Source organism: Pseudomonas sp. PSB11 (assembly GCF_014596605.1).
Taxonomy (GTDB): Bacteria; Pseudomonadota; Gammaproteobacteria; order Pseudomonadales; family Pseudomonadaceae; genus Aquipseudomonas; species Aquipseudomonas umsongensis.
Genome location: NZ_NOIO01000004.1, coordinates 190,778 through 202,532 on the forward strand (window position 1 = coordinate 190,778; position 11,755 = coordinate 202,532).

Here is an 11,755-nt window from a genome sequence, read left to right on the forward strand (position 1 = left end):
TCCGCAGGAGTAACCATGGCGGTGCTCATCATCTCTCCTGCCATACGGGCGAATACAAAAGCGCGTTATGGGGATCAATCGGCACGTGCAAGTTCGATGTCGCAATACTCCGGCACTGACACCGACAACCCAATTGCGGGCTGATGATATGTCGACGCAGTCGTTCACATGATCGCCGCGTGGAGCAGCCCCCTCCCCTACATCCAGTTTCTACAAAGGCCCAATACGCGCGCCTGTAACGCCGCTTCTATACCGCCAGAATGCTGCACGGCGCCTGGTACAGGATGTGCTCGGTGGTGCTGCCCAATAACTTGCCCAGACCATGGGACTGGACTTTGCCCATGACGATCACATCCATTTGATGGTCGTGGCTAAACTCATTCAAGACTGCGATCGGGTGTCCTTCTATGAAATGTCGGCGATCGGACGGCACGCCGAACTGGTCGGCCAGCGCCAGAAAGGCTTTTTTCAGATCCCTGCCGAGCGCCTTGGTCAGTTCAGCAAGGGTAAGGCCGTCATAGTCCGCCAGGTACGCTGCCGAGATGGTGCAGGCGTACAGCAGATGCAGCTCGGCATCGCACTGCAGGGCAAGGCTACTTGCCTGCTGGATGATCCGTTCGTTCAACGTGTTGTCGGCGGGCGTGGTATCGGTGACCTCGACAGCAGCCACCACTTTGCGTGGTAACACGTGCCGGCTGCTTCCCACCAGATACACCGGCACTTGGCAATGGCGCAGCAGTTGCCAATCCAGCGGGGTGAAGATTGCCCGTTTGAATGCCGACTCGTGCCGGATTTGCTTGATCAGCAGATCAGGTTGCATGTCGGTCACATAATCGATGATGTCCTTTTCCATATCTTCAGCCCACGTCAGTTGCGTGGTCACTGTAATCCCCCTGCCATGCAACGGGGTGGTCTGCTCATTGAGCCAGTCGCGATGGGGTCGCAGGCAATCCTCACGAAGCTGTAACCTGTCGCGCTCCTCAAGCATCCACAACCCTTTTATAGCGGGAACAAGTGCCAGGATATGCAGACTGGCGCCGCTGGCCCTGGCCAGCGCCATCGCATGTTGTGCCGGGTATTGGCGCAGCGTCGGATCGATTATCAGCAACAAGCGTTGATACTGGCTCATGACAGGTCCTCCAGTCAGATGAAAGTCCTACATTGACGAGTGCACGAGCGCAGGTCCGCGCCCCGTCCCAGGCATCCAGCCCTTCCAGTTACTCAGCATTCAGACAGTCGCTCATGTATTTCTGCGCCCATGAGCCAACCCCGCCACTTTTTTTGATTTTGAAAGTCTGCCCTGCTTGCGACTTGATCTACATCAAGTCAGCGATCCCTTGTTCCAGCTGAATCGAATGGCCGGGTGATGTTGTCTAACGCTGACATAAGCTTTGATCCCGTTCTGTATGCCTGTCCCCGACACCGCGCAGAAACGACTTCAGCGCTGATAGCGACCGAGTGTTGAGCACGTTATGGGGTTCCAGCCAGGCTCGACGTGCCTGCGCGACCCCGAAACGCAACTGGGAAAAATCAGCCGTGCGATGCGCATCCGAATTGATGCTGATCAGCACGCCTTGATCCTTGGCGATTTGGCATTGCAGATCGAACAGGTCCATGCGCTGCGGCTGCGAATTGAGCTCCAGACAGCAGCCTCGCTCAGCGGCAGCCTTGATGATGGCGAGGAGGTCCAGGTTCAGCGGCTCGCGCTCATTGATCAACCGACACAGTGGGTGCGCCAGGATCGTGAAATAGCGATGTTCGATAGCCCTGAGCAGGCGCCGGGTTTGCTGGCGTCGAGTCAAATTGAAATGACTGTGGACGGCACCCACCACGAGGTCCAGGCGCCCCAGAATATCGTCTGGCAGATCCAGGCGACCGTCTTCGAGAATGTCGACCTCGACACCCTTGAGCAAGGTCATGCCCTGCAACCGGCCATTGAGCACATCGATCTGGTCGATCTGCTGCAGCAACCGGTCGCCGTCCAGACCATGGGCCACCCTGAGGGAATGGGAGTGATCGGTGATTGCCAGGTATTGCAAGCCCGCGGCCTGCGCCGCAAGCGCCATATCTTCCAGGCTGTTGCCGCCATCCGACTCACGGGTATGGGCATGCAAGTCACCTTTGAGATCGCTTGATTCGATCAGTCTGGGCAAGCGATTGGCCAGCGCCGCTTCGATTTCACCGCGATTCTCGCGAAGCTCCGGCACTATCCAGGGCAGGTCCAGCGCCCGATAAACGTCGACTTCAGTGCCGCTGGTCAGGCGTCGGTTTTCCTTGAATACCCCGTATTCACTGAGTTTGAGCCCCTTCTTCTGTGCCCTTTGGCGAATCGCGATGTTGTGCGCCTTGCTGCCAGTAAAGTACACCAGGGCCGCGCCATAGACCGCAGGTTCAATGACCCGTAGATCCACTTGCAGGCCTGTTCCCAGGAGAACGCTGGCACGCGTTGGCCCTTGAACCAGCACGGTGGCTACATCCGGGTACTTGATGAACTGCGCGGCAACCTTCACGCCAGGTGCGGCAGCAACGAGGATGTCGATATCGCCGACTGTGTCGCGCATGCGTCGCAGGCTTCCGGCCACGGTCGCTTGCTCGACACCCGGGATCTGCTCCAGATAACGCGCCAGCCGCTCTGCCAATGGCTCGACATGGGCGAGCGGTAAACGCCGGTCCTTGCCGATTCCTTTCTGCGCGGCACTCAATAGCCGGGCCTCCAACTTTTCCCCAAAGCCTGGAAGATGGCGAATGCGCCCCTTTTCAGCGGCCAGACATAACTGTTGTACGGTTTCGATTCCAAGATCGTGATAGAGGTGCCGGACCCGCTTCGGACCCAAACCGGCGATAGATAGCAATTGGGCCAACCCCTTTGGCAAGGTGGCGCGCAACCGTGAGTGCAATGCGCAATCGCCGGTGGTGACGATTTCATTGATCTTGCCGGCCAGGTCAACACCGATCCCGGACAGTTTGGGCAGTGGTTCGCCACGCGCGATGATCTTCGCCAGATCGACGGTCAACGCCCTCAGGGTTCGCGAAGCGTTGCGGTAAGCCCGAATCCGGAAAGGGTTGGCATCCTCCAACTCGAGCAGGTCGGCAATATCATCGAAAATCGAGGCAATCTCGTCATTCGCGGTGCCCTGGCCGAGCGATGAAGGCGCCAGGGTGAGCAATGGCGCGTGTGGTGATCCGTCCGGCCGCGGCATGGGGAAATCCCGCTGTTATGGGCATCGATGCCAACAGCATTGCCGATCCCGATGTCTGCTCCTTGATGTAGATCAGATGCGCCCAACGAACGGTCCCGACGACCGGATAGCCGAAGAGGCCGGGCAGTGCTTCCCAGGGGCGATCGTCCTGCCCAGCCCGTGGGCGTCGCAAGTCAGCCTATCCAGCAAACCTGCGGCTCCTTGTGCGTGACGGGCATTGGCGTGGACTTCGGATGGCCGATGATGATCGGTGCCACCGGCACCCACTCTGTGGGCAAACCAAGGGCATTCTTTCCCTGGGGCGTGTTGAGAAAACCCTGGGCAAAACCGATCCAGCAGCTCCCCAGCCCTTGAGCATAGGCAGCGAGCATCAGATTCTCGGCAGCCAGTGAACAGTCTTCAACGATCCACTGGCCGGGGGCGTTTGCCGAAATCAGGATAAGCACAGGCGCATGATAGAAAATCTGGAAACTGTCATCGTTGAGCAACGATAAAAAGTGCCCGGAGTGCAATCCTGAAGGCAAGGCCTCGAGCATGTAAGCCTTGGCTTCGCGCGAAATCCGATCGAGCAATGCCTGGTCACGTAATACCGTGAACGTCCAGGGCTGTTGATTGACTGCGCTGGGCGCCTGAATCGCGGCATTGATCAAACGGCCTATGAGCGCTTTATCAACAGCTTCAGTCGTGTACTCGCGCGTAGAGCGACGGCCGTAAATCGCCTCATCGATATTCATGGGTGCAAACCTCAAGAAGTTTGTTCATAACGTCGTCCAGCCAATGGGGTGGGCTGTTGATTTACATCAAGTCTGCGCACTCGTTTCGTCCGATGGCGTGCGGCCCTGCGAATGGCCTCGCAACGCTGGAAATTGATCTGCATCAAATTGACGAAGCGTGCTGATCGCACACTGAGCGTGGATTGTTTTCTTCCCAATGGCCGAGGAGAACCACGATGGATAAGTATCAGCAGAGCCACAAAGACAAGTTGTTCAAAGCCTCTACCCATGATCCTTATTGCTCGCAGCGGGTTGAAGGCTCAGCCATTTGTTCGCAGTGTGGTGCGGTGTATCACGCCGGGAACTGGACCTGGAGTCGTCCTGAAAATACCGTGGTGCATGGAGCCAAAGACACTACCTGCCCGGCTTGTCGACGCGTCGCGGACGACATGCCTGCGGGCACCCTCACCTTGTCGGGCAGCTTCTTGCAAAAGCATCGAGATGAAATCATTCACCTGATGGAACATACGGAAAAGGCGGAGAAAGCCGAGCATGCCCTGGAGCGCATCATCAAACTGTCGGACTCCGCGGATGACCTGATCGTGACCACGACCGGCATCCATCTGGCGAATCGCTTGAGTCATGCGCTGGAAAGTGCTTTCAAAGGGAAATCCGATTACCGGTACGGTGCGGATCAGTATGGCGTGAGCATCCACTGGACGCGCGACGCGTAGGGCCGAATGCGTAAGTTTTCCGAGGAAAAAACGCGCCAGTAAAAAATACCGGTGAGCCTTGGCAGGCGTGGATGCGACCATTCAGCCCGCCGCCCCACGCTCAATCGCAACGTTGTTCCAGGCCTGGGCAACGCAGGCTCAACGAAAACTGGCGCGCGAAGGCCTTGGTGGCGCCGTATACGTGGTCACGGCTTTGGCCGGGGTCAACCTGATGGCCGGTTTCATCCAGCCCAGCAGTGCTTGATCAACCTGGGGCGATTTCCCAGGCCATGTGCCGCAACAGGCCTCGGCGGTGGCGCAACAGGCCTCGGCGGTGGCGCAACTGCGCGACCACCTCACCGGGCCAGGCGGCGAACGCAGGCACGATTTGCAGTATGTCACTCAAGCGTCAGGCGCTTGGCCAGTTCGGCGTCTGGCTTCCACAGGGCGTTGATACAGGCCTCTCCGTCTTCCTCCGTTACAGGCTCGAGTGACTGCGGATCCAGTAGGTGGCTGTCGACCAGCGCAATGCGCACGACGCCGTTTTTGTTGAGCAGTGTTTGTGCCTGACACTCGCACAAGGATCGCGATAGGGCTTCGATGGGAGGCTCTATCTCGGCTTTTTCCAGCTCGATCTCGAAACGCGCGGAGCAAGAGCTCACCAATTCCCTCAATGTATGGGCAGCAAAGTGATACGCCATGAAATAACCCGTCGGCAATGCCAGCGAGATCAACAGCAGGTAGGTTGCGTCACGTTTCCAGAGCCTTTTGCCGGGCCGACGCAGGTTTCCTATTGTCGCTCCCCTGCTCCGCCACCAACCTTGCACCGCGTGAATCCCGATCAGCTTGTTGATGTTCATGACCAAGTGCCCTTACCCATGTGTCATTAAGAGCATGGGGCCGCTAACGGAATGCCAATTGATTTAGGTCAACTTGGCTGCACCCGCCTATTCACGTATTGCAATTTATGTTTTTGCCCACTTCTGGCTCTTCAATCGCAAAAGCAGCTTGCGCAGCTCGATGAACCAGAACAAAGAACTGGCCACTACAAGACAAAGTCCCCACTGGCCAAACGTCAATGCACTTGTACCGAACGCCTTGTTGAGCGGTGGCGAGTGCACTACTGCAATCTGCAGGACTACAGCCAGGACAATCGCCCCCCAAAGCCATCGATTGTCGAACAGTCTCCTGAATGCACTGGTTGACTCGGAACGCGCACTCAATGCGTTAAACAACTGCGCCAATACCAGGACCGTGAAACCGCCAGTGCGTGCCTCAACCAGCGAGGCATCACCCGGTATCATCCCCCCCGGCAGCAACCAGTCGATCGTGAATAAACTCGCCAATGCCATGACCAGCCCCACCTCGATTACACCGATCCACATGCGTGTGTCGATGATTCGGTCCCAAGGTTTGCGTGGGCTGCGTGTCATGACATCCTCGCCGTGCGGATCAAGGCCCATGGCGATGGCGGGCGCTGCATCGGTGATCAGGTTGATCCACAGGATCTGCGTGGCCAGCAGCGGCAGGATGATCACGCCCCTCTCATCAACCAGGCCGATGACACCGGCACCCACGACGCCGAGAAACACCGTCAGCACTTCTCCCATATTGGATGACAGCAAGTAACGAAGGAACTTGCGGATATTGTCCAGAATGCCGCGTCCTTCACGAATGGCCAGCACAATGGTCGCGAAGTTATCGTCAGCCAGAATCATTTTCGCCGCCTGTCTGCTCACCTCCGTTCCCGTGATGCCCATCGCAATGCCGATATCGGCTGACTTCAGGGCCGGTGCATCATTGACACCGTCCCCCGTCATCGCCACCACATGCCCCTGCCCCTGTAGCGCATCGACGATTCTCAGCTTATGCGAGGCAGCCGTGCGTGCGTAAACGCAGGTCGACTTGACCGCCTCGGCCAAGGCCGCGTCGTCCAACTTGTCCAGGTCGGCCCCGGTCAACGCGCTGCCACCGGCCGGGATAATGCCCAGGTCCTCGGCGATGCGCGCAGCCGTTCGGGGGTGGTCACCCGTGATCATAATGATGCGGATGCCTGCCCGACGGGCCTCGACAATGGCTGGCGCGACCTCCTCCCGCGGTGGGTCACTGATACCGACCGTACCGATAAACACAAGCGCGGTTTCAAGGGGTTGACCGGTCGTGACATCTTCACTGGCTGTCAAGGGACGGTAAGCCACGGAGAGCGTGCGCAATGCCGCGCCCGATAACTCATTCACATGGGCCACCGCCCTGGCACGCAGGTCGTCGGTGAGTGGCACGACATCCATGCCGACTTGTACGTGCGTGCAATGTTGAAGGAGCACATCGGGCGCCCCCTTGCTGAACAGCAGTCGCTGATCGTTGTGCTCATGATCGATGACCACCGCCGACATCATTTTTCGATCAGAGGTAAAGGGTATTTCAGCCACACGCTCGAAGCCATTGGTACTGTGCACGGGAGCATCAAGCTTGCGCTGTGCCACTAGAAAGGCTCCCTCGGTCGGGTCGCCATGAATGACCCAGCTGCCATCTTCGCGTTGCGTCAGCCTGGCGTTGCCAGCGAGGCTTCCACCACGCAACAGCAGCACATTTTCGTTATGCACCGGGCCTTTGCTCGTGGGCATGCCCAGGTAATCAATCTGCCCATTGGGCGCGTAGCCGACTCCACTGACCCGCCCTTTACCAGATGCTGTCATGGTTTGCTGGATGGTCATTTCGGAGCGGGTCAGCGTACCAGTCTTGTCGGTACAGATAACCGATGCAGCCCCCAGGGTCTCCACTGACGACAGGCACTTGATGATGGCTTTGTTGCGGGCCATGCGCAGCATGCCGAAGCCGAGCACCAGTGACAGAATGGCGGGCAGCCCCTCTGGCACCGCAGCCACTGCCAGGGATACGCCCAGCAACAGCACGCTAAGCACATCATCGACAGTGTCAACTGGAATGAGTATCAGCACGGCCACCACAACAACCATGGTGATTAGCAGAACCGCAATGCCGAGCATCCGCCCTATGGCGCGCACTTCCTTCTGCAGAGGCGTCACCTCTTCGGGTGTGACCTCCAACAAATGTGCGATCGCCCCCACTTCAGTCGCCATGCCGATAGCCGTGACCACCCCGACTCCAGAACCCTGGGCGATGGCGGAGCCTTTGAACACCATGTTGGAGCGCTCCGCCAACGGTACTTCAGTGCCTGGGTACGCGGTGTTTTTCGAAACCGCCTCACTCTCTCCAGTCAACGACGCCTCCAGTACCCGCAAGGCATTGGCCTGGACAAGGCGAGCATCGGCTCCTACCGAATCGCCTTCGGATAACACCAACAGATCACCGACCACCAACTGGTGACTGGGAATACGTTCCATGGCCCCGTCGCGGATGACTGACGAAGAGCTCTGGGTCAGGTTGGCCAATGCAGCAACTGCGCGCTGTGACCGGGTTTCCTGGAAAAACCCGAGGAGTGCATTAGCCAACACAATGAGCGTGATGACCAACGCATCGACAGGCCAATCGCGACCGTCCATCAGCCACCAGCTAGCCAGGTTGATGACCAGGGCGACGAGCAGCAGATACACCAACGGGTCCTGAAACTGCCGTAGAAAATACTGCCAGGCAGGCTTGACCGGTTGGGCCCGTAACTCATTGGGTCCGTCACGACTCAGGCGCGCCTGGACTTGCGCACTGGACAAACCCACACCGATGTCAGTGTCCAGCTCGCGGACAATCGTCTCGACGTCCTTGAGGTATGGCGAAGCGATACTGTTGCGGCCGGGCTCAAGCGCGCTACTCATTTCATCTCCTTGACAACGGAGTGTGCGTCGTTACTCGACCAATGGCGCGGGCTGAGCTGGCGTGATCCAGGCAAGTCCAGAGCCCGCACCGCGCTTACACCTTTTCGCCCTGTCAGCCGCTCATTGCCTGGCCCCGAGTGTCGCCATGTACTGCGCGACCGACTGGGCATCCACCTGAGACAGCGCATGATCCACCTGCTGCATCGGAGCCCCGTGGGGACGCTGCACACTTTGCTGAAGCCGCAGGATCTGGCGAGCCATGTACATCGCATGCTGACCCGCCACCCGTGGAACCTGCCCATTGCCCCGCCCATCCGCACCATGGCAGCTGCTGCATGCGGCGACGCCCGCCTGCGGCAAGCCCTGGCGGAAGATCGATTCACCGCGCGCATCCGGCGTATCGGCTTGCGCCTTCATGGCACTCTGGCTCGAAAAATAGTCGGCCAGTTCAACAATCTGAGTCCCGGTCAAATGGGTCAATCCGCCCATGTAGCGATTACCGGGTACTTCGGTGTGGCCATGCTGTGTGAAGTCGGTCAGCTGTGAGGTCAAATAGTCCTTTTGCTGGCCAGCCAGCTTTGGAACCAGGGGCGAGACAGACTCCCCCGTCAGCCCGTGGCACAACGAACACAGATTGTCGGCCATGGCGATCGCGGACATCGGTGCCGTTTCTGGCGCCCCGCCTTCGTTGGACCCGGTGCAGCCCATGAGCGTGGCCAGGCCAATGGCCAGGAGGGTGGGTGACCGGTTGTCAGTACGCTGCATGCCCTTGACGTTCATGACCTGTACCCCTGAAGTGCGCTTTCAACTATTTTCGCCCGGCGATCGCACCTGCAATTGACAAACCTCAATCAATCCTGCGGAGCGCGTTGCAGCAATGGTGCTCCCCACCTGCTTCATCGAGCGCATGGGCTACGTCTGGCTCGAGGGCCCGTCGGCGCTCGACTGGCGCCTTTGTCCCAGGTAGGCGATGAGCTTGTCCAGGGTATCCACCTGGCGATAATCGGCTTCGGGAATGGCGACACCCAGGCTGCGATTCAGCGCCTCGATGAAACGCAGCCAATCCATGGAGTCCAGGTCCACCTCTTCACGCAATAACCGATCAGTGTGCAGCTGTTCGACTTCGACTTCCGGGGCGATGCCTTTCAATGCGCGCAGCACCTCATTGCGGAGCACTTGCGAATTCATGTGCGCCTCCTCAAAGAGCCTGCGGTGTTTGCAAGAGACGACGCACTTCACTAAGGAAACGCGCCCCATAATGACCATCGCTGACCCGATGATCGGCAGACAAACTGCCAATGACGGTGGGCACGACGCACAGTTGGCCCTCCCTCACCCAAGGCCGTTCGCTGATACGCCCGAAGCCGACCAAGGCAACCTGGGGCGGGTAGATTACCCCCAGCACGCTGTCCACCCCCTGATCGCCGAGTTGCGTCACGGTAATCCCGGCACCGCCCAACTCAGAGCTGCGCAAGGAGCCGCTGCGCGCCCGTTCCACCAGGCTGGCCAGTTCACTCATCAGGTGGGTCAGGGTCGCATCCGCCACTTGATGCAGCACCGGGGCGACCAGGCCGCCCTGGCGCAAGTTTATGGCCACGCCAAGGTCGATATCGCGTGCCGGCTTGAAGGCGTTGTCCTGCCAGACACCATTGAGTTGGGGATAGTCACGCAACGCCAGTGCCACCGCTTTGAGCAACAAGACATTAGGCAACAGGCGTTCTTGCAGCGTGCTTTGTGCGTTGTGCTCCTGCAACCAGCCCATGGCCTTGTCCAAAGCGATGGTTTCGCTCAGGTAATAGTGGGGGATCTCGCGTTTGGATCGACTCATGACGGCGGCGATGGTCTGGCGCATGGCCTGTTCATGATCGGGTTCATGCGTCAGGTGGGCGGCCACTTCGACATCTTCCAGGGTGATAGCGCCTTGCGCCCCGTGGCCTTTCAATTGATCAACATCGAGTCCCAACTCGACAGCGCGCCGACGCGCCGCAGGAGAAATACGTGGGCGGCGACCCGACAGGTCTTGCGCCTCGTTCACCAGGGGCGCTTCTGGCGATGTCCGCCTTACGCTTTGCGGATCCTCCCCTGGCTCCAGCAACAGTGCGATGGGTGTACCGACAGGTATCTTGGTACCGATGTCGACCAGCAGTTGCAGGACGGTGCTTTCATGCAAGCACTCCACGTCGATGGCCGCCTTGGCCGTATCGACGACGGCAATCACCTGCCCAGGGTTAACCTTATCACCAGGTTGTATTTTCCATTCCAGTAGCGTGCCTTCATCCATGTCGGCACCCAGCGACGGCAGTTTGAACTCGATCATGGATGACTCTCCAGATTCAACCCGGCAGCCGGCAGGCTGCAGCAATCAGGTTTTTTTTCCTTGGCACAGTTCGTGAGCGGCGGTGATGATCGACGCCACTTGGGGCAGCGCCGCCTCCTCCAGATGCCGTGGATAAGGGATTGGCACTTCGGCGCTGCACACCCGCGCCGGGGGCGCATCGAGCTCGTAAAAGCCTTGCTCGACGATCCGGGTGATGATTTCCGCCGACAGACTACCGCTGCACCATCCCTCATCGACTACCAGGGCACGGTGGGTCTTGCAGACAGAAGCCAGGAGCGTTGCGTCATCCAGGGGGCGCAGGACCCGCAGGTCAATGACTTCGCACTCGATGCCCTCCCCGGCCAGTTCCTCGGCGGCCGCCAGGGCCTTGCCCAACGAGCCGCCATACGTGATCAGGGTCAGATCGCTGCCGGCCCGGCGAACTTTGGCGCGACGGATGTCCATGGTTGCCCATTCGCCGGCATCGCCTTCCAGGTTGTACAGCTGCGCATGTTCGAATATCAGCACCGGGTCGGGGTCGAGCAGCGCGGGCCAGAGCATGCCGCGTGCATCTTCGACGGTCGCCGGCGTCAGGATCTTCAATCCCGGAATATGGGCGAACCAGCCTTCGAGGCTGTGTGAGTGTTGGGCAGCCAGCTGACGACCAGCCCCGGTCGCCATGCGCACAACCAAGGGCACCGAGAATTGCCCGCCTGACATATGCCTCAGGGTCGCCGCGGTATTCATCAGGGGGTCGAGAGCGAGCAGGCTGAAATTCACCGTCATGATTTCGACGATTGGCCGCATGCCTGCCAACGCCGCGCCGATACCGGCCCCGACGAAACCCAGTTCGGACAGTGGCGCGTCGCGGATACGCTCGGGGCCGAAGGCTTCCAGCAATCCAAGGGACACCGCATAACTGCCGCCATAACGCCCCACGTCTTCGCCCATCAGGAACACCCGCGGGTCCCGCTGCAGGGCGTCACGCAACGCTTCGCGCAGCGCTTCGCGATAGGTCATGGAC

The 11,755-nt window shown here is 59.3% G+C and carries 13 protein-coding genes; 3 read left to right on the top strand and 10 right to left on the bottom strand.

The window, feature by feature from the left end:
- Nucleotides 1-15 precede the first annotated feature (15 nt).
- Nucleotides 16-144, top strand: coding sequence for a hypothetical protein (locus CGA21_RS30120; RefSeq protein ID WP_256874145.1), 129 nt, complete (start codon nucleotides 16-18; stop codon nucleotides 142-144).
- Between the two features lie 103 nt (nucleotides 145-247).
- On the opposite strand, the gene CGA21_RS07580 is transcribed toward CGA21_RS30120, so the two are convergent.
- From CGA21_RS07580 to CGA21_RS07590, 3 genes are all read right to left on the bottom strand, one after another.
- Nucleotides 248-1,129, bottom strand: coding sequence for a universal stress protein (locus tag CGA21_RS07580; protein ID WP_188263874.1), 882 nt, complete (start codon nucleotides 1,127-1,129; stop codon nucleotides 248-250).
- Between the two features lie 244 nt (nucleotides 1,130-1,373).
- Nucleotides 1,374-3,200: a DNA polymerase/3'-5' exonuclease PolX gene (gene polX, locus CGA21_RS07585; protein WP_188263875.1), complete on the bottom strand. Its 1,827-nt coding sequence runs from the start codon at nucleotides 3,198-3,200 to the stop codon at nucleotides 1,374-1,376.
- 173 nt (nucleotides 3,201-3,373) lie between these two features.
- Entirely contained in the window at nucleotides 3,374-3,934 is a 561-nt protein-coding gene (locus CGA21_RS07590) for a nitroreductase family protein (protein WP_110747114.1), read from the bottom strand.
- Nucleotides 3,935-4,149: 215 nt separating this feature from the next.
- Here CGA21_RS07590 and CGA21_RS07595 point away from each other — a divergent pair, with 215 nt between their 5' ends.
- Both CGA21_RS07595 and CGA21_RS07600 read left to right on the top strand, forming a co-directional pair.
- Nucleotides 4,150-4,647, top strand: a complete 498-nt coding sequence (locus tag CGA21_RS07595; protein ID WP_188263876.1) for a BCAM0308 family protein — start codon at nucleotides 4,150-4,152, stop codon at nucleotides 4,645-4,647.
- 67 nt (nucleotides 4,648-4,714) lie between these two features.
- Nucleotides 4,715-4,891: a hypothetical protein gene (locus CGA21_RS07600; protein ID WP_158539226.1), complete on the top strand. Its 177-nt coding sequence runs from the start codon at nucleotides 4,715-4,717 to the stop codon at nucleotides 4,889-4,891.
- Here CGA21_RS07600 and CGA21_RS07605 read toward each other — a convergent pair whose 3' ends face one another.
- The 7 genes from CGA21_RS07605 to CGA21_RS07635 form a co-directional block, all read right to left on the bottom strand.
- Nucleotides 4,892-5,032: a hypothetical protein gene (locus CGA21_RS07605; protein WP_188263877.1), complete on the bottom strand. Its 141-nt coding sequence runs from the start codon at nucleotides 5,030-5,032 to the stop codon at nucleotides 4,892-4,894.
- The gene (locus CGA21_RS07610) at nucleotides 5,025-5,486 is read right to left on the bottom strand and encodes a hypothetical protein (protein WP_110747119.1); all 462 of its coding nucleotides are present in this window, start codon (nucleotides 5,484-5,486) and stop codon (nucleotides 5,025-5,027) included. The genes CGA21_RS07605 and CGA21_RS07610 overlap by 8 nt, the downstream gene beginning before the upstream one ends.
- 105 nt (nucleotides 5,487-5,591) lie before the next feature.
- Nucleotides 5,592-8,414 (bottom strand): cation-translocating P-type ATPase, encoded by a 2,823-nt coding sequence (locus CGA21_RS07615; RefSeq protein WP_188263878.1) that lies wholly within the window; start codon nucleotides 8,412-8,414, stop codon nucleotides 5,592-5,594.
- A 120-nt stretch (nucleotides 8,415-8,534) separates the two neighbouring features.
- Entirely contained in the window at nucleotides 8,535-9,194 is a 660-nt protein-coding gene (locus CGA21_RS07620; RefSeq protein ID WP_110747121.1) for a c-type cytochrome, read from the bottom strand.
- 132 nt (nucleotides 9,195-9,326) lie between these two features.
- On the bottom strand, nucleotides 9,327-9,602 hold the full coding sequence (locus tag CGA21_RS07625) for an acyl carrier protein (RefSeq protein ID WP_110747123.1): 276 nt from the start codon (nucleotides 9,600-9,602) through the stop codon (nucleotides 9,327-9,329).
- A 10-nt stretch (nucleotides 9,603-9,612) separates the two neighbouring features.
- Nucleotides 9,613-10,731, bottom strand: coding sequence for a dihydrolipoamide acetyltransferase family protein (locus CGA21_RS07630; protein WP_188263879.1), 1,119 nt, complete (start codon nucleotides 10,729-10,731; stop codon nucleotides 9,613-9,615).
- 45 nt (nucleotides 10,732-10,776) lie between these two features.
- Nucleotides 10,777-11,751 (bottom strand): alpha-ketoacid dehydrogenase subunit beta, encoded by a 975-nt coding sequence (locus CGA21_RS07635; protein WP_370628311.1) that lies wholly within the window; start codon nucleotides 11,749-11,751, stop codon nucleotides 10,777-10,779.
- Nucleotides 11,752-11,755: the final 4 nt, after the last annotated feature.